The following is a 20,508-nucleotide window of genomic DNA, read 5'->3' on the forward strand; positions in this document are numbered from 1 at the left end:
TTTTACTGCGTCTTTCTTTCCTATCCCTCATTTTTTCTATTAAAATCTTAACTTATTAAAACAATCTTTTTAACAATATCAAATGATCAACATTAAGTAGGAATTACAAATGTAAAGTTTTCATACAATTCAAACTATTGAATAAATTTTAAAATTATACTATTTTAATCTTAGAGATATTAAAAAACTATTTTGTTGGGAGATATGACAATGGATTTTCGATTAAATGAAAAGCAGCAAAAGGCAGTGGAAATTTGTGGTGATCTCGCAAAGGATTTTGCGACGCGTGCCGACCAGCATGATAGGGATCGAAGTGCACCAAATGAAAATTATGAGAAATTACGAGAAGCAGGATTGTATGGAATGGCCGTTCCAGAAGAATATGGTGGCTTAGGTATCGGGTTTACGGGTTATGTTGCAGCGATGATTGAGTTAGGAAAGGGATGTGCCTCTACAGCAAATTCATTTAATATGCACAATAACATAATAGGCCTTACCCTACAGCTACCTGAGATTCCTGAAGAAAAGAAACAACTTATTGCGGACTTAGCTGTTAAAGAAAGAAAGCTAATTTGTGCTTCTGTCTCAGCCCCAAATTCATCAAGTCTACTTGGAACGGTTACAAACACATCTCTTCAAGCGCGCAAAGTACCTGGAGGTTACACATTACACGGCAAAAAAGCTTTTTGCTCTATGGTTGAATCAAGTGATTACTGTTTTGTATACGCTCATCCTGAAGAGGATCCAAATCAACGAGCAAGTCTAGGGATTCTTGTCCCGATTGATAAAGGAAACGCAAATGGAGTAACGATTAAGGACGAATGGGATCCAGCTGGAATGCGTGCTACTAGAAGCAATACAGTAATATATAATGGTTTGTTTGTGCCTGAAGAGCTTGTATTTATTAGAACGAATAATCATATACAAGATTTTCTTGTTCGTGGGGCAAATTGGTCGTTTGGTGGCTATACAGGTGCGTATTTAGGGGTAGGGTACGCCATTCTAAACTTTGCCATCGATATGCTAAAAACCAGGAAATCAAGTGGTTTTGATCAACCATTAGGTTACCATCCAATCAATAGAAATAGAATTGGAAGTATGGCGAGCGAACTTCACAGTGCCAAATATGCTTTGATGTATGCTGCTTGGTACAGTGATACGTATGGTCCAAGTAATGAAACGTTCCATCAGTTCTTGCGTGCAAAATATTGTGTAGCAAAGGCTACTCAATTTGTGGTGCAGTCGGCTACTGTAGCTTGTGGATTACACGGATTAATGAAGGGGCATCCATTTGAGCGTATGATTCGAGATGTGACAACTGCACCAATTATGCCTCCAAATATCGATGCAGCAGCTGACCTTATTGGTCTTTACACAATGGGTTTAAATCCAGAAGAAGCGATGCCTCCGCTTAAGCCAAGCGAGGAAGAAATCTTGGTAAAGGGATGATAGGATGTTAAGTGGTGCTCGCTTAGAAGATAAAGTAGCTATAATTACAGGGGCAGGAAGCGGAATTGGAGCGGCGACAGCAAAGATTTTTGCGAAAAATGGCGCCTATCTTATTCTCAATGACATTCATCATGAAAATTTAGAAAAGGTGCTAGCAGAATCGGACCATCCAGAGCGGCATCAAATGGTGATTGGTGATGTCTCCAATGAAGGAATTGTACTGCGGTTAGTTACAACTGCATTGGCTGAATATGGACGTATTGATATTTTAGTAAATAATGCGGGAATTCATTTCATTAAAGATATCACTGACGTCACTGTAGAAGACTTTGATAAATGCATTGGAATTAATCTTAAGAGTATGTTTTTATGCTGTAAAGCTATCATACCACATATGGTTAAACAGCAAAGCGGCTCTATTATTAATTTAGGATCAATTTCGTCTTTTGTTGGTCAAGAGATGCTGGGAAAGAGTACTTTTTTGTATAACATTACCAAGGCAGGGGCTGTACAATTGGCAAAATCATTGGCAACGCGTTATGCCAGCGATGGTATTCGGGTTAATGCGGTATGCCCTGGAGCAACAAAAACGAACCAAGTATCTGAAGAAGAGATTACAAAAGTAGCAGACTTGGATACATTTCGTGCAAATGCTGCAGCCGCTCATCCAATTGGTCGAAGAGCGCATCCTGAGGAAATTGCCAATGCCATTTTATTTCTTGCATCTGATGAATCATCCTTTGTTACGGGGACATCCGTGATTGTGGATGGTGGATATATGGCCAGGTAAGTAAGGAGAATAGGAATCTTTTGATAATAATGAAAAAATGGTGGGGATCAGGTATCCTCACCATTTTTATATTTTATGAAAGAGTGATCTTTTGTCTGTTCTCTATAGAAAAATCTTGTTCGAAGCTATTAAGATGATGGCTCATCTTTTCCTCTGCTAATTTTGAATCTCCCTGTTCAACTACTTGGTAAATATTAAATAGTTCGTTGGTTAGTTTCTCTCTTATAGCAGGTGGCCGTTGAACAAATTGAAACATTGGTTTCAATACATTAATCATTGCCTCCGTAGTTATGATAATTAAGGAATTATGGGTTGCTTTTGCCAGCGTACGATGAAAATCAAAATCTCGTTCAAAATACTCAAGATCTGATAACGATTCGTCATGAGCTGGGATTTGAAGTCTTAATTCTCTTAGATCCTCTTCCGTTCTTCTTTGAGCTGCCAGTGCGCATGTTTTAATTTCAATTAATCTCCTATATTCAATTAATTCATTAATTGAGAACCCTTCCAAAACTAAAGAAATATTAATGTAGTTACTAAAATCATCAATAAAGGATTCTGGGGAAATATCTGTAATAAAATGCCCGCCTTTTGCACCAGGCTTCGTGTAGAGCAGTTTTGAGGCAGATAGAAATTTAATAGCATCCCGAATGGTTGGTCGACTTACTTGATAGAGATCTGCTAATTCTTGTTCAGAGGGTAGCTTGTCTCCCTTTTTTAAATTGCCTTCTACAATTGCCTCTTTAATTTGTTCTACAATTTGTTCAGATAGTGTTAACAGCTTTTTATTTTTAATTTTCAAAAAATTCACCTCCTTTTTTTATTGTAATTGAATGAATAAGTTAAATCAATTGTAAAGTTAATTAAAGATTTTGAATATTTATGTTTTTTGATTCGATTATGTAAATGTAAAGTGGAACTCTTAAACATCATGTTTACAGTGTTTTATCTTGAAAACTCAGTGAAAAATGAGAAATAAGTTGCCTTTTATTGCCAATATGACTTTATAAAAGTAATTATTTCTTACAATTTATTCTATTTACATAAATGTAGACATTTGCTAATCTTTTAATATACCAAATTTTCAGAAAAGAGGGACAATAATATTGATTATTTCTATTAAGAAACAAGAAAGAGAACAAAGATTGTCGAAGGTACGTGGGCTAATGGTGAAAAAAGGATATAAGGCAATGATTTTTGCTGCTAGTTCCTATTTAGGTAAAAAGGGTTCACTTCGGTATTTATTTGATAATCATTTATATCATCGATATGGTTATGGGGTTGTCTTTGAGGATAAACAATATCAAATTCTACCATCTGGCTTACATTATGGTACAGATCCCCGAAGCCCTGATGTGCTTTTCCCGGAAGATCATGAGGTTATGGAAATGGTTCGAAAGCTGAAAGAAAATCATGTCACAAGTGGCGTTGTTGGAGTTGTTGGTTTAAATAGCATATTGAAAGTAGAAGACTACCTTTACTTGAGAAGGGAATTACCTGAAGTTGAGTGGGAAGATGCAAGTGTCGAGTTTGATGTTATTCGAAGCATTAAAAGTGAGGAAGAAATCCAAGGGATTATTGAAACAAATCGAATTATTGAAGCTGGGTTCGATAGTATTATTAAAAATATAAAAGTAGGAATGACGGAAGAGGAAGCTGTTGCTCCAGCCTATCAAACCGTACATGCTATGGGAGCAAAGGATGATTTATTCTTAACTTTGTCAAGTGAACAGCCTGGGGCAGTTGTACCTTGTTTCTTACCTCCTCGAAATAAGGTCATTAAGGAAAAAGATTACTTAATTGTATCCCTTGAAATTACCGGACCTACGGGACACTGGGTAGAATTCTCAAGAATGTTTTGCTTTGGTGAACGGGACGCAGAAACAGAAGCATTAGCTTCAGTAGTGGCAGAAGGAATCAAATATGCAGAGGAAAATATGAAACCAGGAGTAAAACTTACTGATATTCAAGCCGGATTAGACAGAATAGCTGATAAATACGGTTATGAGTGCGGACATCTAAGTGGACATGGGATTGGAATGGACGTGATTGAACGACCATTCGTTGCACGACAAACGAATACCAAATTTGTTGGCGTTGAGGTATCAAGCGAAGAAGATGATGCTCTATTATATTTAAAAGAAGGAATGGTTATTAGTTATCATCCACAAATTATTAAACCAGGCCGTGAAAAGTCGGCATACATGTCAGATGTTTTTGTTATTCGGGAAAACGGAGCAGAACGTTTGTCGAATAGAAGCCATGAAGTAATCTTTATAGATGGGAAGTGATTCAATGAATTTTCGAATCGGAATTGATGTAGGCGGAACTTTTACCGACTTCTTACTTATAACTGAAACAGGTGAATCAAAAGTTTATAAAACTCTTTCTACGCCAAAAGATCCAACTATTGGGTTTTTTAACGGCCTTAGTGAGATGGCGGAGGATCATAATCTATCACTCAATCAATTTATAGAAAAAGTGGAATTAATTGTACACGGTACTACAGTAGGAACAAATGCTGCGTTAACTTATTCAGGAGCAAAAACTGCTTTATTAACAACAAGCGGATTTAGGGATACTTTACAAATGCGGCGTGGAATACGCCCTGACCCATATAATAATCAATATGTGATGCCTAAACCGTTCGTTCCCCGTCATTTAAGGCTTGGGATCAATGAAAGGGTAAATAGTAAAGGAGAAGTAATTATACCGCTGGTAGAAAAAGATATAAATGATGCGATTGATTATATAGAAGAAAACAATATTGAAGCCGTTGCCATTTGTTTTATGCATTCTTATGCAAACGATATACACGAAAAACAAACAGCTGAGTTACTGAAGGAACGTTTACCTGGACGGTATATTACTGTATCAAGTGACCTTATTCCTAGAGGTGGTCTGTATGACCGCACAAGTACCACTGTACTTAATTCTTATATTGGCCCCATCATTCAAGGTTATTTTAATAAATTGACAGAAAGTTTGGCATCTGTACAGTTTGGCGGGACATTGCTCATAATGCAGTCGAACGGTGGTGTTGCAACACCAAATGCAACAATAGAAAAGGCTGCGAACACTCTATTATCTGGCCCAGCATCGGCTCCCGTTGCCGGTGGCTGGTATTTAAAAGCACATGATATTATGGATGCTCTCACTATGGATATGGGGGGGACAAGTTTTGATGTGGCCCTATTAAAAGATGGTCAGCCCTTAATTCGCTCAGAAGGTGAGATTGCGGAGTGGCCAATTAGTCTTCCAATTGTAGATATTCATACAATTGGGGCGGGTGGCGGATCCATTGCATGGGTTGATGATGGTGGATTGCTTCATGTCGGACCGAAAAGCGCAGGTGCACATCCGGGACCAGCTTGTTACGGATTTGGAGGAGAAATGCCAACGGTTACGGATGCAAACTTGGTTCTTGGCTATTTAAATCCGAACTACTTCTTAGGTGGAAAAATGAAATTAGATACAGAGAAAGCTAGAGAAGCAATTAAAGTTCATATTGCAGATAAGTTGAATATTTCAATAGAGGATGCAGCAAAGGGAATTATCGACCTAGTGGATGTCTCGATGGCAAACGGAATACGAGAGATTACAATCAAGCGAGGCTATGATCCACGAGATTTTCCTCTAGTCTGCGCTGGTGGGGCAGGTCCACTTCATGCAACTGCCATCGCTCAAGAACTTGATTGTTCATTGGTTGTTGTTCCAAAAGAGTCTTCTATCTTTTGCGCAGCTGGCATGTTAATGTCAAATTTACGTCATGACTATATCAAAGTATATCAAATTTCAAGCAGTGAACTAGATGAAAATGAACTTTATGAAATTCTTGACTCTTTAGAAGGAAGAGGGCGTGAAACCTTACTTTCCGAGAGTGTAAATGAAGATAAAATTGAATTTCAATATAGTTTCGACATGATGTATGCAGGTCAATATTATCAAGTCAATGTACCATTTTCATACCATGAAAAGCAACTTTTAACGAGAACGTTTATTGAGGAACGTTTTCACGAAATGCATAACCAATTGTTTGGATATAATTCACCTGAAATGCCCGTAACCATCGTAAATGTAAATGTGTCAGCAATTGGGCTTACATTAAAGCCAAACATAAGGCAAACAGAATTTGCGGGAGAATCAGCAGCCCATGCATGGAAGGGTAATCGATTAATATATAGGGGAGAAAAGGAAAAATTCGTATCTATTCCAGTTTATAATGGTGATTTATTAGTACATGGGAATCGTGTATCAGGTCCTGCTATTATTGAACAAACAGTTACAACGACGATTGTTCAAGATACTTTTGATGTGATTTATGACTTAAATGATAATGCGATTCTTTATAAAAAAGACCTTAGCGAAGAGAACGTCCAACGGTTTATTGAAGTGAATAGAGGTGTAAAAGCATGACAAGTGAAAGAGTAGCAGTAGATCCGATAAGAGCGTCAGTTATTCAAAGACGATTAAATGCAATTACACATGATATGGCTGAAGTTCTGCAAAGAACGTCTAGGTCTCCTGTATTTAATGAAGCTGGAGACTTTGTAACCGCTTTATTTGATCATGAGGCAAAAATGTTAGAGCAAAGTGCCAATATTCCCATTATAGGGTTCGGTGCACAACCAGCTTTACCGTATATTATTGAATCATTTAAAGATCGTATTTATCCTGGGGACATCATCGTTCACAATGATGTATTTGAAGGCGGAAATCAAACACATGATGTAGGGATTTATAAACCGGTATTTTTCGATCATCAGGTTGTAGGTTGGACAGTTAGTAAAGGGCATTTGTCAGATTTAGGAGGGGCCACATTTGGTGGCTATAATCCCAAACATACCGAAGTGTGGCAAGAAGCTATTCGAATACCGGGCTTGAAAATTGTTGAGCGTGGGAAAATTATTCCGGATGTCTGGAAAATGCTGTTTTCAAATGTTCGCTTAAAAGTGGTAGAGGAAGATGTAAAAGCGATGATTGGTGCATGTAACATTGGAGAACGCTCAATGGTTAAGGTAATTGAGAAATACGGTTTAGAATCGTTCCGTGCCCATTTAGATTATATTATCGATGCCACTGAAAAGCAGGTAAAGGAAATTATTAACGGCTGGAAAAATGGCACTTACTATGGAGAAAGTAAAATGGTTTCCGATGGTATCGATCAAAAGAAAGAATACAAAGTTGTGGTAAAAGTAACGGTTCAAGACGATGGAGTTACAATGGATTTTACAGGTACTGCGGCGCAGGCTCCAGGTTTTACAAACATGCCTCCTGCCTCTGCAAAGGCAGCGTGTGCCATTGCTTACCTAATGATTATTAATCCAGGAAGCGAAATTGCACAAAATGAAGGTTTATTCCGATCTTTAAATTGCATTTTCGAGAAAGGAACCATATTAAATCCAAATTTCCCTGCAGCGACATTATATGGAAATCAAATCGCAGATGTACTGTTAGAAGCCATTATGGATGCCTTAAAAGATGCGGTTCCGAATCAAGCAACGGCTTCTTGGGCGAAATTATGTACGCCAGTTTTTTCTGGATGGGATCCCCGTAAAAATGATTACTACTTCGATTTTGGATTTTTAGGTAAGGGTGGTCAGGGAGCATTGAATGGATATGATGGGTTTGATGGGATTGGATTTGCTGGAGCTGCTGGCTGTATGCGGTCACAGGATCCTGAAATGATGGAAATTAAAGATCCATTTTTCCTAGAACACTATGAATTTTTACCCGATTCTGCTGGAGCAGGAGAATATCGTGGCGGATATGGAACATATGTGAAAATTAGAATAGATGGAGAAAGAAACTCCGTTGGAACAATTGGAGACGGATTAGAGAATGAGGGTGCACATATTCCATATGGACTATTTGGCGGCCGTGAAGGAACACACAATAAACTGACTCTTCATTACCCAAATGGTAAGAGTGTTGAATTGGGTTCCAAAGACTTGGTTGCAGATGTCCCGAAAGGTACCGTCCTTGAAATGTATTGTGGGGGTGGAGGAGGATACGGCGATCCAAAACGAAGAAACCCCGAACTAGTAAAACAAGAAGTCCAAGATGGATTAATGTCATCTGAAAAAGCTAAAGTTTTTTATGGTGTGACTCTTTAGCCATCAAATAGGAAGGTTCCCGGTTCGATTCATGAATTTGATTGAGCCGGGCTGTTTTAAAAAAATGAAAATCAAACAGCTCAAAATAGGTTAGTCGATTAGTAGGTCGAATGGGAAGAATTCGTACAAAGGATGATGGGGGTTAGTTTCATGGCGCAAGATCTTGTGAATGTGAGTCAAAATCAACGGCTGATTGATGTAACAAATAAATTGACGAAGGCAATTATCGATGTTGTGGAAGAGTGTGAAATAAAGGAAGATGAATTGTTCAAAGCAATCGCATTTCTAAATGAAGTGGGGAAAAAGGGAGAATTTCATTTATTTACCGATGTACTAGGTATTTCTGTCTTGGTAGATGAGATTACTCACCGTGGTGAAGTGGATGGGGAGACCACATTGTTTAATGTAGAAGGTCCATTATATCGTGCAGAAGCTCCGTTACAATATTCGCCTGCGAGCCTATGTGATGTGGATGAACCGGGTGACATTTTGTTTATATATGGTAAGGTTGTTTCTGCCGATACAGGCAAACCAATTGCAAACGCCTTATTAGATGTATGGCAGGCAAATGCATTGGGAGATTATGAAAATGAAGATGAAAATCAGAAAGATTACAATTTACGAGCAAGAATAGTAGCTGAAGCCAATGGTTGCTTTGAGCTGCGAACCATCGTCCCGGCCGGATATGATATTGGAAAAGATGGTCCTGTTGGAAAACTGATGAAAGCGATTGGCCGACATGCCATGCGCCCTGCTCATATCCATTTTAAAATAATTGCGGAAGGATATTCTACCGTAACGACTCAGTTATACCCGCCTGATGGTCCTTGGATTGATTCAGATTCAATTGGAGCTGTTCGGGAACCGCTAATCATGAAATTTGATAAAGTGGTTGATCCAAAAGAATGCAGGAAGCAAGGAGTAGAGCGACCGTTCTATGTTTGTCACTATGACTTTAAGCTGAAAGAATCAATTAAACGTGATTAAGATTATAGAATATTTTAGCAGACGTTAGATTTCACCTATACCGATTATGTAAAGGAAGTTCTTCTGTTAATAATTTACCTAATATTTAAAATATTGTAATTAACGAAGATTCAAAGACCGTTCATTCCTTATTGTTTATGTATTGAAAACCCTTTTAGGCGAAAGTGAATCCAATGAAAATGATATAGAAAGTGGTGAAATCAATGTCGAAAAATATGGAAACAATGATGGAAGATTTTGCATTAGAATCAGTTCCGGCAGATAAAAGACAACACTGGAAGGGGTTAGCAGCATTTCAGGTGGGCATGGTAACAGCCCTGGCTGTGCTCTTAACAGGCGGATTAATTACATTTATGGCAGGGTTTTGGATGGGCATGCTTGCTGCCTTTCTGGCATTTGTTGTTAGTTTAGTATTCTCTATATTACTAGGGAATATTTCTTTTAAAGAGGGATATTCAAGTAATGTTATTTCTCGCGCCTATGCCTTTGGAACAAGAGGGTCAGCAATAAGCTCACTCATTATGGCATATATGATCATCGGATTCTTATCTCTAGAAAGTGTTTTAATTGGGAATTCCCTACTTTTCTATTTTAAAATCGAATCTACGTTAACCACTAAACTGGTTATTTATCTTACATTGGCGGTTATCTGGGTTGTACTCTCTTTATTTGGAATGAAGCTGGTATCACGTGTAGCACAAATAACCATCCCATTTTTACTTATTTTCCTCGCCTATATGATTTACCTTATGGTTGGGAAAGGTTCTATCAGTGATGTGTTTATGCATGGAATCATGGTTCCTGGTATGACGATTTCAAATGGTTTTGCTATTGCCTTAAATGCCACAATGACGATGGCCGGTCTTAGTGCATTGGTTTGCACTGACACCACTCGTTTTGCAAAATCAAAAAAAGATGTAGTCAAAATTACCCTTACTGCTAGTGTTTCATTGTTCGGGGTGACAATGCTAATTGGTGCAATTATCACTTATTTCGGATTCCAAACAACCTTTAATTATTTTTCCAAGCAAGGACTTGACGTGGCAGCCGCAAGCAGTGCAGCAATCACGAATCCCGGTGTTACTCTAGTTTTAGCAGGAGGCATAATTGGAGTAATAGTTGTTATCCTTTCTCAATCAAAAGTACAAGTTGGCAATTCGTATGAAGGAGCCTTAGCCTTAGTTAATTTTTTTGATAGTGCCTTTAAATGGAAGCCTGGAAGACCGGTTATGGTTATATTGGCGAATATCCTTTCGCTTATTTTCATCTTTGGTAATATTCTTCATTATATAGAAGAGTTTCTGACTCTAGGCAGTGTATTATTTGGTGCCTGGGTAGCGATTTTATTAACTGATTATTATATTTACAGAGGCATGATGAAGAAGGGAACCATAGGTATAAAAAATTTAGAAGACCTCCCGGCATTTAATTGGAGTGGGATTGTGACTCTGATATTGAGTACCACAGTTGGGATGGGAATGTTTTATCTAGGCTGGTTCCCTGTTCCATTTATCGTTACAGTAATCATTGCAGTATGCATGTATCTTGTCCTTTCATTATTTCAAAAACGACATGTAGTTGATATTCAATCACAACAATCATCTGTATGAAAATAAATTAGTTTCATGCTTCCCACAATTCCACTGTTAATAAATGAATTGATTTTTGGAGGGTTTTTTATGGGTAATAGTAATAGCAATCTTCTTTCTAAGAATGACCATTTCCTACTTGGGACCTTTGCTTCAAATTGTTCTGGAGGTTTAACTGCGACAAAAGTACCGGAAAGATGGGTCAACTCATGGGAGAACAATCTTCATTTGGCAAAAATGTTAGATGATGCAGGAATGGATTTTATGCTTCCTGTAGCTCGCTGGGTTGGCTGTGGGGGAGAAGAAATTGATTTTCACGGATCTGTACTTGAAACGATTACGTGGGCAACAGCTTTATTGACTGCTACACAAAATCTAACTATTTTTACAACGATTCATACGGCAATCAATCATCCTGTCGTTCTGGCTAAACAACTTGCCACTATGGATCAAATAGGTAAAGGGCGTGTGGGTCTAAATATTGTTGCAGGTTGGAACAGACCTGAATATGAAGCACTTGGTCTTAATTTACCTGAAGATCATGAAACACGCTATGCATATGCCAATGAATGGTTTGAGATTATTCAAAAGCTTTGGAAAGAAGAGGACTACTTTGATTTTGATGGTAAATATTTTCAACTTAAACGAGTGAAAAGTGATCCCCGTCCAACACATGAAATACCAATAATCAGTGCTGCCGGATCTGAACAAGGACGTGATTTTGCAACTCGAAATGCTAATTTCTTATTTACTCCTTCAATAGACTTAAAACGGAATAAAGCAGAAATTGGAGAGTTGAAAAAACAGGCTTCTCAAATAGGAAGAAATGTAGATGTCCTTACAACTGGACACGTAATTTGTCGTCCAACGGAGAAAGAGGCCCTTGAATACTTGGAATATTCGGCACGGACGAATGCTGATTGGGTTGCAGTTGATAATAACATCAAGTTACAGTTTGCAAATGCAAAATCCTTCCCTCACGATTTGTTGAAAACAATCCGTGATCGAATGGCAGCAGGTCATGGAGGTTATCCATTAATTGGAACACCAGAACAAGTTGCAGAGGGGATTATCTCTTTAGCAGAAGCAGGCTTTAATGGAACGACTTTATCATTAGTTAATTATCTTGATGAATTTCCATATTTTCGTGATAACGTATTACCGATCTTAACTGAACGAGGTTTGCGTAATAAACATGTGAAGGCTGCAATCGAGCATGTAAATTAAAACTTAGTTGCTAAGAAAAGCATAACCGATAGTACCGTACCTCACCAATGGGTGCTGCCTACTATCTTAGATATGATTCATAGATAGCTACTTTGCTAATGAATATAGATTACTAAAATGAAAGATCAAAGGCGCAATTTACTCATGTTTTAAACCATAATTGATGAGAAAGGAATGGGAAAGATGATGACAAAAATCGAAAATCAACAATTGTTTAAAGAGGCGTTAGGAAATTATCCAACGGGTGTTGCAGTTATTACTTCCACAGATGTAGAAGGGAAACCAATTGGATTAACGGTTAATTCTTTCGCATCAGTTTCTCTAGATCCACTATTGATACTGTGGTCTATTGACCATAAGGCATCCACTCTTCAGTCATTTTTAGAAGGTGTAAAGTTCGCAGTTCATATTTTGGCTGAAAACCAGCAGGATGTATGTAAAGCTTTTGCAAGTAAGAATGTAGACAGGTTTAGCCTTTGTGAGTGGGACTTTTCTAAGAATGAACTTCCTATCATTACTGGTACTTGTGCAGTGCTAGAGTGTAGAAAGTACCAAACAATAGAGGCAGGTGATCATACAATCCTAATTGGAGAAGTAATAGATCTTACCGTGAATCAAAGGGATCCGTTACTTTACCACCGCAGACATTTTTCGGCAATTCCAGCTGAATTTTATTCAACAAACTAAAAATCTTTAATCCGAAAGAATAAGGGCAATGGGTTGTTCTCTCTCGAGAATTTTCATTTAGTTTTGTGGGTCGACGTGTATCAGTTCATTAAAGCTGAGGTGAAAAACGATGAACTATGATAGAGAAATTCTCTCTTACATAGAAAAACACCCAGGAACGAATTCGAAGAGGCTACTTTCTTATTTAAGTACTGTATCAAGAGATAATAAAAAAGTAATAAGAGAAGTAAAGGAATCTAATATTTTTAAAAAACTGCGTCTATTAAAAAAGGAAGGTAAGCTTCATAATGTAGGAAATTCTTGGTACCCGCTAAATAATTGAAATTAAAGCAGATGATTCATTAAATTTTTACTAAAGGGGGAAGAGGAACATGGACTGGAATTATCTAGTAAAAGAAGACCGTGTACATCAAAAGGTGTATACAGATCCGGAAATTTTTAATAAAGAAATGGAAAAAATTTATGGGTACAATTGGGTGTATCTTGCCCATGAGAGCCAAATCCCATTGGAAAATGATTATATCACTGGGTATTTAGGGCGAAGACCTATCATTATTTTAAGGGATAGAAAAGGTGTCCTGCGAGTGCATCTTAATCGTTGTATGCACCGTGGTGCAACTATCTGTCGACTAGAGAAAGGGAATAGTAAGCAGTTTGTTTGTCCATACCATGGCTGGACTTATACAAACGAGGGCAAATTGGCAGGAGTACCTTGGCCAAAAGCATATGGCAAAGAATTTGATAAGTCAGAGTTGGATTTAATGCAAATTCGAGTGGAAAGTTATAAAGGTTTCGTTTTTGGCACATTAAATCAAGAGGCTGTTAGTTTGGAAGAATATTTAGGTCATGCTAAGGAATTACTAGATCAGTGGATAGAACATAATGGCGGAGCTGAGCGTCTTACCGTTCGCAACAATGCACACCGTATGCTACTAAAATCCAATTGGAAATTTCCTATGGATAACGGGCCAGACGGGTATCACGTGGCATTTTCACATCGATCCTTACTTTCTATTGAACAACGGTATGAGGAAGAATTTGGTAAGGAAAAATCAAATAAAGATATGGCTTATTTTAAAGAGGGTCCTGACGAAGGACCGATGTATGTTCAGTATCTTGGGAATGGTCATACCTTTTTAGATCAAAGGCCAGCACATATCATGCGAGGAGATCAGGGATACTGGGATCAGCAGCGACCACAACCCGGTCGGGAATTTTATGAGAAAAAGATTTTAGACCAGCATGGAGATAGTGGTTATCAATATCTTAAACAGGCAGTTGGCGCTCAGATGAACTTAACTATATTCCCTAACCTCATGCTGATTGGTAATCAAATCCAGGTCGTAGAACCAATTGCCGTAGATAAAACGCAACTATCTTGGTACGCAACGACAATTACCGGTATATCGGATGAAGTAAACACCATGAGGATGCGTTCGCAAGAGGATTTTCCAACATTTGGCGAACCGGATGATGTCACTAATTTTGCAGAATGCCAACGAGGAGTATCCATTCCGGAAATTGAATGGGTTATGTTAAATCGAGGAATTAATAATGCGGATGCCCATTCTGTTGATGAACGAGGAGTCATAACTGCTCCAGTAACAGATGAAACGCCTATCAGGTTGTATTTTCAGGAATGGAAAAGAATCATGAGTTCATAAGGAGAGGAGATCAAAAATATGACAAGCCAGCAGAAATACAATCCATCATTTTTTTCATTCTATATTAATGATGATTTCTATGAAGAACTTGTTAATGGATTAGATGAATGGAATCAAGATTTTAACCCTATTCAAAATCATAAGGTGCAAGATGAATGTCTCGCATTAATTTATAAAGAAGCTCGATTATTGGATGAATTGAATTTAGAAGAGTTTCTTTCATTATATACAGATGAATGTTTGTATTGGATTCCTATTACTCCGGGTGGCGGAGATCCTCGAAAAGAAGTTTGTACGGCTTTTGATGATCGAAGACGTTTGGAAGACCGGATTTTTCGATTACGTACGGGGTATGCCCACTCACAAATCCCTGTTTCCCGGACGAGAAGAATGTTAACAAATATCGAAATGAAACAGGGAAATACTCTGGATGAAATAAAGATTCGCTCCAACTTTATTATTTATGAGCTTAGGGTAGGTGAGATGAAAACTTACGCCGGTTGGTACGGTCATCATTTAGAGAAACAAAATGGAGAATGGAAGATTAAGGTCAAGTTTATCAATTTGATTGATTGTGATCAAGGGCATGACAATTTAACATTTATGCTATGACATTATATATTTCATTTTCTTAGGCGGTGAAATATCTTGACAACATCTCCACAGGACGTTTCTAAAGACATTCATTCTAGCGAGATCAATAAAGAACTAAAACAACTTAAGGAGAAATTAAAAAAATATGAAGAGCTTGCCCGAATGGTGCAGGCAGCTGATGTATGGGAATATTCTTTATATGATGTAATCCCTGGTGACGATTGGATCGCTATGGATCGAAAAAATTATGAAGAAATTATCAGTGTATTACACCTATTGATCAATAAAAAACCTTGGAAAGAAAATATTGAAATAAGATTTGAAGGAAGGATGAAATGAGACCATTAGTCGGCGTTATTGGGCGAATTAACGATATTAAGTTAGCTGGCCATACGTTTCCATGCGTATATATCCCACTAGATTACTTGCAGTATTTGCGAGAGGCAGGTTGCGACCCGGTAGTTATCGAACCAGCAGGAGAGTTTAAACACCTGGTAGATAAATTGGATATGGTTTTGATGACAGGTGCGTATGAAGATGTAAATCCTACGCTTTACCATCAGGAGAAGCATTCACTTACAAGAACGTGTGATTCTTTGGATCGTTTCGAGCTTGATATAGTGAATTATGCTTTAGATAAAGACATCCCTTTATTTGGTGTATGCAGAGGGTTTCATATGATTAACGTTGCGTTAGGTGGCGTGCTGCATCAACACCTTCCGGAATGGTCAAATGAAATTGAACATAACCCTGGAATTGGGCCAGAAACATTGGCGCATTCAGTTTCCACTGGCGGGTGGTTTCGAGAATTATTAGGGGAAAGGATCATGGTGAATTCATGGCATCACCAAGGAATAAAAAAGCTTTCACCAAAGTTGACACCCTTAGCATGGTCAGAAGACGGGCTTGTTGAAGCATATGAACTGAAAAATGGCGAGCAGGCAGCTTTAGCTTTTCAATGGCACCCGGAAATTTTAAATGATAAAAACAGTCAATTAATTTTAAAATCATTTATTGAGAAAAGAGTTCTGAATAAATTGAAATCCAGTGCGACAATGGGTTGAAAAATATCAGTATTTATTGTTAAAAAAATAATCATTATAAATTAGGAGATGATTTAGTTTGATTACTTTGGCCACTGGTGGGTTTATTGAAAAAAATCAAATTTGGAACAATGATCAAATGGAAGAAGTGGAGCGAATTAAGCAAGCCATCGAAGAAAATAATATCAAATTAATTCGTGTTGCATGGGCGGATCAGCACGGGATTTCCAGAGCGAAAGCAATGACTGTTCCTGGATTTCTGAGTATTCTGAAAAGTGGTCTTGACTTCAATACCGGTCCTCTTTCTTTTGATACTGGAAGTGCATCTGCTGCTAATCCATTTGAAAATGGAGGGGGGTTTGGTATGGAAGAGATGACAGGTGCTCCAAATTATCGACTTGTACCTGACCCATCAACATTTAGAATATTACCATGGGCGCCGAAATCTGCAAGGATTTTGTGTGACGCTTACATGAAGGATGGACGATTGCTCCCATTTGATAGTCGAGGAATATTAAAGAGAGCATTGCAAGAATTTAAAGAAGCGGGATATGAATTTGTGGCAGGTATAGAAGTTGAATGTACATTGACAAAAATAATTGATCCAAAACTGGCGCCTGAATCATTGGGAGCACCAGGCTTCCCGGCAGATGCCCCTAAAGTGATTTCCTCAGCACGTGGATATCAGTATCAATTAGAAGGTCACCTAGATGAATTAGATGAGTTATTGCAAGAAATTTCTGAGACATTACTTAAACTTGGGCTCCCTTTAAGATCAATAGAGGATGAGTGGGGACCAGCTCAACTTGAGTTTACTTTCGCTCCAATGAAAGGAATCGAAGCGGCCGATGCGATGTTGCTTTTTAGAACAGCAGTTAAACAAATTTGTAAACGACACGGCTACCTTGCATCCTTTATGTGTCGTCCGGGGCTTCCAGGTTTCTTTTCTTCAGGATGGCATTTACACCAGTCGTTTGAAAGTACGGAAACCGGAGAGAATCTTATGGTATCCTATCAAGAATGTGAGCTGGTGTCGGAAATTGGTAAACATTTCATTGGAGGTATATTGAAGCATGCAAGAGAAGCTTCAGTTTTTACAACCCCAACAATTAACGGATACAAGCGACTTAAAGCGAACTCATTAGCTCCTGACAGAGCTGGTTGGGCCAATGACAATCGGGGTGCTATGATTCGAGTGATTGGTGAGCCGGGAGATAAAAGCACGCATTTTGAAAATCGTATTGGTGAGCCGGCGGCAAACCCTTATTTGTATATGGCATCTCAAGTTATTTCAGGACTTTATGGGATTCAAAACCAATGCGACCCTGGTGCTGCAAGTGTAGAAGCCTATCAAGATGAACGTGAATTACTGCCACAAAGCTTGTCGGAAGCAGTAGGGGAATTGGAAAACAGCAGCTTATTTAAAGATAAAATTGGTTCATTGTTTATCGACTATTTAGCAAGTATGAAAAAGAATGAAATATCTCGCTATGAAAAGTTTATTAAGGATAATAATGTTGATGGAAATGAGATCACGGATTGGGAACACCGTGAATATTTCGAAATATTTTAAAGGGGTGAATTTGAATGTCAGATAAGGAGTTAAATTTTGATGTCGCTCAGCTTGCACATTTAGAAATTTTTACGCCAAAACCAGACGAAACGCTTTGGTTTTTTAAAGAACTATTGGGGATGACAGAAACAGCACGTAGTGGGCAATCAGCTTATCTTAGAGCTTATGAAGATTTTTATCATCATACGTTAAAGGTGACTGAGGCTAAACAACCTGGGGTAGGCCATACTTCTTTCCGTACCAGTTCAAAAGAAGCGCTGGAACGCAGGGTGATGGCACTTGAAAAGAGTGGGTATGGACGGGGATGGATTCAAGGTGATCTTGGTCATGGTGAAGCTTACCAATTTTTTACTCCCGATAATCATGTGGTGGAAATCTTTTGGGATGTTGAATATTATCAGGCACCAGAAGAAGAAAAGACCTTGCTAAAAAATCGACCGCAAAAACGTCCAAATAAAGGGATACCCGTTCGCAGCCTTGATCATGTGAACTTGATGTGCAGCGATGTAACAGCAAGTAAAAATCTTTTTATGAATGAACTGGGATTTAGGTTAAGCGAACATATCGTCAAGAACGATGGGTCTGAAATTGGTGCGTGGTTAAGGGTGTCTTCATCTGTTAATGAAATGGTCGTAACAAAAGATGAGGGAACGACTGAAAAAGGTATGGCAAGACTTCATCATTTTGCCTACTTATATGGAAATACCCAAAATCTATATGATGCAGCTGATATGTTAAAAGAAAACGGTTTAAAGATTGAAGCTGGTCCATTGAAGCATGGGATTACACAATCTACCAGCCTTTATGTTTTCGAACCAGGTGGAAACCGGGTAGAACTTTATGGCGAACCTTCCTACCTAATCACCGATCCACAATGGAAACCAATCAGATGGTCGGAGGATGAGGTTGCTGAAGCTATTATTTGGGCGGGAGCTCAGTTACCAGAAGAATTTTTCAAATATGGGACTCCTGATGTCAGTGAAAAATTAGTAAAGGTGCAAAGGGAACAATAATAGGCCAGTGCCAAGTTTGAACCGATGTGTACAATCTAAACCAGTGTCTGTTTTGTCCATCCATACGCAGTTTTGAATTAGGGGGAAATCATGCCTATTGTACAAATTACCTTAGTTAAGGGGAGAGACGATAAAAAAATCGAAACGTGCATGCGAAATATTGCTCAAACAATCCATGAAGATTTAGGAGCTCCAATTGACTCCGTCCGAGTCATCATTAACGAGGTTCCAGCTAATCGATTTTCTGTAGGTAAAACGTTAAAAAGTGAAACGACTTAATTCAGTATCCGTATTTTAAACTAATTATCTCATGCTTCTATTTGAAATTCGATTGTCTTCAGAAATTGCAAGATTAATTTTCTGAACATTACAAAAATAGGAGCGTGGGATCATTCCTGTGGGGTAAACCCTTTATTAAGTCACTTATGTATAGAGGGAGGGAGATTTTTGGTTACAACAGATTACAAGGATATTGCTATGTATTTAATTGCTGGTGAAGTGGAAATACGGGAGTTAGAGAAGGTTACTGCTAAAATCAAACCTGAGTTAACGGTTGAAGAAGCTTATCTTGTCCAACAAGAATTAGTAAAAATAAAAATAGCAGAAGGAAAAAAGATCGTTGGTCCAAAAATGGGATTAACTAGCCAAGCTAAAATGGCGCAAATGAATGTAAATGAACCAATTTATGGATATGTTTTTGATTATATGGTGATTGAAAATGGTGGGCAAACACCATTACAGGATCAAATTCATCCGAAGGTTGAAGCTGAAATCGCTTTTGTTATTGGAGAAGACATTGAAGGTCCTGGAGTTAGTGCGGAGGATGTATTAGCCAAGACGGACTATGTAGTCCCTGCATTAGAAATAATCGACAGTCGTTATAAAAATTTCAATTTCACCTTGCCAGATGTCATCGCTGATAATGCTTCGACATCAAAGGTGGTATTTGGGTCAACTATGAAAAGGCCCGAGGAAATTGAGTTGGATTTAATTAGGGTTACGCTTAGCATTAATGGAGAAGTAAAAGAGTTTGGCACCGGGGCAGCTGTGCTTGGGCATCCAGCCAAGTCGATTGCAATGCTTGCTAATATGCTCTCTCGAAAAGGAGATAAAGTGAAAAAAGGAGATATCATTTTATCTGGTGCCATTACTGGCGCTGTTATGCTGAATTGTGGTGATGTAGTAAGTGGGAAATTTGACGGACTTGAAGATGTTTCATTTATAGTGACCGATTAACTATATGAAGTATTTCGAATGTGTCCTTGAGAGTGTTAAAATGATTAAGAATTTCGACGTCAAATATGGAATTGATAGGCATAATGATTGCTAGTTTTCTGAAAAACTGGATTATAGGCAAAAGAAGCGATCATCATAAAACGTTCGCTTCTTTTGCCTCACGCTCAAATTACTGACCTGGTCCAATATGGATTTCGTAGATGCCTTAATTGTGACAGGGTGAGGAGATGTGAATCCTGTTTTTTATGGATCCGAATCATCTGCGAATGGGAAAAGAACCACCCCATAGCCACTTAAAGCATATGGTTGGCATAGAAAGAGCAAGTTTATTAGATGAAATCTATCAAACAGATAAACTAATGGTGAATTCCCTTCATCACCAATTTGTTGCAGCTGTTGGGAAAGGATTCAAAGCGATCGGCTGGAGTTCGGATGGTATGATTGAAGCGGCACAATCTGAAACTTAATGGTTGGCCTTTGGTATCCAATGGCATCCTGAAATGCTTGGTCATATTGGACAGAAAGTATTTGATTTCTTTA

Annotated in this window: 20 protein-coding genes; 19 read left to right on the forward strand and 1 reads right to left on the reverse strand. The window is 38.3% G+C overall.

Going from position 1 to position 20,508, the window contains the following annotated elements; all coding sequences use genetic code 11:
- Window positions 1-210: 210 nt before the first annotated feature.
- Together AC2TFD_RS12840 and AC2TFD_RS12845 are read left to right on the forward strand one after the other, a co-directional pair.
- Window positions 211-1,449, forward strand: coding sequence for an acyl-CoA dehydrogenase family protein (locus tag AC2TFD_RS12840; protein WP_484675845.1), 1,239 nt, complete (start codon window positions 211-213; stop codon window positions 1,447-1,449).
- Window positions 1,450-1,453: 4 nt separating this feature from the next.
- Window positions 1,454-2,239: an SDR family NAD(P)-dependent oxidoreductase gene (locus AC2TFD_RS12845; RefSeq protein WP_484675846.1), complete on the forward strand. Its 786-nt coding sequence runs from the start codon at window positions 1,454-1,456 to the stop codon at window positions 2,237-2,239.
- Window positions 2,240-2,312: 73 nt separating this feature from the next.
- Here the strand turns inward: AC2TFD_RS12845 and AC2TFD_RS12850 are convergent, their stop codons facing one another.
- A complete protein-coding gene (locus AC2TFD_RS12850; RefSeq protein WP_484675847.1) occupies window positions 2,313-3,041 on the reverse strand; it encodes a FadR/GntR family transcriptional regulator in 729 nt (242 codons plus the stop codon).
- 304 nt (window positions 3,042-3,345) lie between these two features.
- On the opposite strand from AC2TFD_RS12850, the gene AC2TFD_RS12855 reads away from it, so the two are divergent.
- From AC2TFD_RS12855 to AC2TFD_RS12935, 17 genes are all read left to right on the forward strand, one after another.
- Window positions 3,346-4,530 (forward strand): M24 family metallopeptidase, encoded by a 1,185-nt coding sequence (locus tag AC2TFD_RS12855; RefSeq protein ID WP_484675848.1) that lies wholly within the window; start codon window positions 3,346-3,348, stop codon window positions 4,528-4,530.
- Window positions 4,531-4,534: 4 nt separating this feature from the next.
- The gene (locus tag AC2TFD_RS12860) at window positions 4,535-6,655 is read left to right on the forward strand and encodes a hydantoinase/oxoprolinase family protein (protein WP_484675849.1); all 2,121 of its coding nucleotides are present in this window, start codon (window positions 4,535-4,537) and stop codon (window positions 6,653-6,655) included.
- Window positions 6,652-8,355: a hydantoinase B/oxoprolinase family protein gene (locus AC2TFD_RS12865; protein WP_484675850.1), complete on the forward strand. Its 1,704-nt coding sequence runs from the start codon at window positions 6,652-6,654 to the stop codon at window positions 8,353-8,355. The genes AC2TFD_RS12860 and AC2TFD_RS12865 overlap by 4 nt, the downstream gene beginning before the upstream one ends.
- A 150-nt stretch (window positions 8,356-8,505) precedes the next feature.
- The gene (locus AC2TFD_RS12870) at window positions 8,506-9,342 is read left to right on the forward strand and encodes a dioxygenase family protein (protein WP_484675851.1); all 837 of its coding nucleotides are present in this window, start codon (window positions 8,506-8,508) and stop codon (window positions 9,340-9,342) included.
- Window positions 9,343-9,545: 203 nt separating this feature from the next.
- On the forward strand, window positions 9,546-10,952 hold the full coding sequence (locus AC2TFD_RS12875) for a purine-cytosine permease family protein (protein ID WP_484675852.1): 1,407 nt from the start codon (window positions 9,546-9,548) through the stop codon (window positions 10,950-10,952).
- 69 nt (window positions 10,953-11,021) lie between these two features.
- Entirely contained in the window at window positions 11,022-12,158 is a 1,137-nt protein-coding gene (locus AC2TFD_RS12880; RefSeq protein ID WP_484675853.1) for an LLM class flavin-dependent oxidoreductase, read from the forward strand.
- Between the two features lie 183 nt (window positions 12,159-12,341).
- Complete coding sequence (locus AC2TFD_RS12885; RefSeq protein ID WP_484675854.1) at window positions 12,342-12,845, forward strand: flavin reductase family protein; 504 nt, start codon at window positions 12,342-12,344, stop codon at window positions 12,843-12,845.
- A 109-nt stretch (window positions 12,846-12,954) separates the two neighbouring features.
- Entirely contained in the window at window positions 12,955-13,167 is a 213-nt protein-coding gene (locus AC2TFD_RS12890) for a hypothetical protein (RefSeq protein WP_484675855.1), read from the forward strand.
- Window positions 13,168-13,216: 49 nt separating this feature from the next.
- Window positions 13,217-14,509, forward strand: a complete 1,293-nt coding sequence (locus tag AC2TFD_RS12895; protein WP_484675856.1) for an aromatic ring-hydroxylating oxygenase subunit alpha — start codon at window positions 13,217-13,219, stop codon at window positions 14,507-14,509.
- Window positions 14,510-14,527: 18 nt separating this feature from the next.
- On the forward strand, window positions 14,528-15,121 hold the full coding sequence (locus tag AC2TFD_RS12900; RefSeq protein ID WP_484675857.1) for an aromatic-ring-hydroxylating dioxygenase subunit beta: 594 nt from the start codon (window positions 14,528-14,530) through the stop codon (window positions 15,119-15,121).
- Between the two features lie 36 nt (window positions 15,122-15,157).
- Complete coding sequence (locus AC2TFD_RS12905) at window positions 15,158-15,442, forward strand: hypothetical protein (RefSeq protein ID WP_484675858.1); 285 nt, start codon at window positions 15,158-15,160, stop codon at window positions 15,440-15,442.
- Complete coding sequence (locus AC2TFD_RS12910) at window positions 15,439-16,167, forward strand: gamma-glutamyl-gamma-aminobutyrate hydrolase family protein (RefSeq protein ID WP_484675859.1); 729 nt, start codon at window positions 15,439-15,441, stop codon at window positions 16,165-16,167. Before AC2TFD_RS12905 ends, AC2TFD_RS12910 begins: the two co-directional genes overlap by 4 nt.
- 58 nt (window positions 16,168-16,225) lie before the next feature.
- A complete protein-coding gene (locus AC2TFD_RS12915; RefSeq protein WP_484675860.1) occupies window positions 16,226-17,719 on the forward strand; it encodes a glutamine synthetase family protein in 1,494 nt (497 codons plus the stop codon).
- 14 nt (window positions 17,720-17,733) lie between these two features.
- Window positions 17,734-18,732, forward strand: coding sequence for a catechol 2,3-dioxygenase (locus AC2TFD_RS12920; RefSeq protein WP_484675861.1), 999 nt, complete (start codon window positions 17,734-17,736; stop codon window positions 18,730-18,732).
- 90 nt (window positions 18,733-18,822) lie between these two features.
- The gene (locus AC2TFD_RS12925; RefSeq protein WP_484675862.1) at window positions 18,823-19,011 is read left to right on the forward strand and encodes a 2-hydroxymuconate tautomerase; all 189 of its coding nucleotides are present in this window, start codon (window positions 18,823-18,825) and stop codon (window positions 19,009-19,011) included.
- A gap of 168 nt (window positions 19,012-19,179) precedes the next feature.
- Window positions 19,180-19,968 carry a 2-keto-4-pentenoate hydratase gene (locus AC2TFD_RS12930; RefSeq protein WP_484675863.1) on the forward strand — a complete coding sequence of 263 codons (789 nt, stop codon included), beginning with the start codon at window positions 19,180-19,182 and terminating at the stop codon, window positions 19,966-19,968.
- Between the two features lie 266 nt (window positions 19,969-20,234).
- Window positions 20,235-20,435 carry a gamma-glutamyl-gamma-aminobutyrate hydrolase family protein gene (locus AC2TFD_RS12935; RefSeq protein WP_484675864.1) on the forward strand — a complete coding sequence of 67 codons (201 nt, stop codon included), beginning with the start codon at window positions 20,235-20,237 and terminating at the stop codon, window positions 20,433-20,435.
- Window positions 20,436-20,508 lie beyond the last annotated feature (73 nt).

This window comes from Neobacillus sp. plas4 (assembly GCF_057221695.1).